This window comes from Flavobacterium esculini (assembly GCF_048284325.1).
GTDB lineage: Bacteria > Bacteroidota > Bacteroidia > Flavobacteriales > Flavobacteriaceae > Flavobacterium.
This window is the reverse complement of sequence record NZ_JBLVPI010000048.1, coordinates 1-1,328: the sequence shown is the minus strand read 5'-3', so window position 1 is coordinate 1,328 and position 1,328 is coordinate 1. Positions and strand designations below refer to the sequence as shown.

At 28.7% G+C, this 1,328-nt stretch carries 2 protein-coding genes; one reads left to right on the top strand and one right to left on the bottom strand.

Annotation, left to right across the window (positions count from 1 at the left end):
• Positions 1-672 (top strand): restriction endonuclease subunit S (locus tag ACNQGG_RS17270; protein ID WP_417966098.1); only part of this gene is annotated, 672 nt, incomplete at its 5' end.
• Between the two features lie 53 nt (positions 673-725).
• Here ACNQGG_RS17270 and ACNQGG_RS17265 read toward each other — a convergent pair.
• On the bottom strand, positions 726-1,328 hold a 603-nt coding region (locus ACNQGG_RS17265; protein ID WP_417966096.1), incomplete at its 5' end, for a restriction endonuclease subunit S.

Sequence of the window (1,328 nt, the reverse complement as noted above, 5' to 3'; positions counted from 1 at the left end):
CAAACCCAAAACAAAATAATTGAGGGTTTAAAATTGTCAAAGCAAACGCTAATTAAAAAAATATTTTCTAAAGAATTGAGATTTAAGAATGATGATGAAATTAACTATCCTGATTGGCAAATTAAAAAGTTAGGAGAGATTACACTGCCTGTAAGCAAAAGAAATAAAAGTAATGAAAAATTACCTGTTTATTCCATAAATAACAGATTAGGCTTTGTGCCACAAAATGAGCAATTTGAAGGTATTAATAGTGATGATAGAGGTTATGACATTACACTTTACAAAGTAATTGATAAATATACTTTTGCATATAATCCTGCAAGAATAAATGTCGGTTCTATTGGATATAGCCGAGATTTAGAAAACATTATCATAAGTTCTTTATATGTTTGTTTTGTAACAAATGAATATGTAGATGATAATTTTTTATTTCAATATCTTAAAACCGAAAAATTTAATAAAGAAGTTCTTAAGAATGTGGAAGGAGGAGTTAGAGATTATCTTTTTTATGAAAATTTCGCAAGAATTATATTTGAAATGCCCTGCATCGAGGAACAGAATAAAATAGCTGATTTTCTTTGTACGCTTGATAACAAAATCGATATGGAAACAAATTACTTAAAAAAGTTAGAAGAACAAAAGAAGTATCTGCTTCAAAATATGTTCGTTTAATCTACGGTGATCAACAAAAATTAACAAACTTTAAAATAAAAAGATCAACAGTATTAGATAAACATTTGCTGTGACAGATATTCTTTCTGTTTCTCAAGCTTTATCAAAATTTCTTTTTCGATCCCAATTTTTTGTTCAAAAGCTGAAAGGATCTTTGAAATTGTAAGCTGCTCTTCAATAGAAGGAATTTTTACTTTTATTTTTTCGATTGTAGTTTTAGATAAACTTGGAACACCCGATGCTTCATTATATTCTAACCAGTTAATTGTTTGAAAAAGATGAAATACAAACTTAGGAATACAATACTGGAATGAATGAGTGTAGAATAATGTATCAACTGTCCAAATTTTACCATTGTAATACATTGGTTTGTTTATCGTACCTTTTCTGCCAATGCATACTGTTTCACCATCGTAAAGATATGAATTGATTGATGTCATATAGCCTCCACTTCCAAAAACAGGAGTATCACCATTCAGTAAATGTTTATAATCCTTTCCATTCCCGATTTTCAAAATGTCGCCAATTTTTAGTTCTGACCATCCTGAAAACTCATTTCCATCTCCATCCTTAAATCTCAATTCTTGGGAAAAAATTTTATTGCTCAACGTAAACTTTAATGTTTCTAAACCCTCAATTATTTTGTTTTGGGTTTG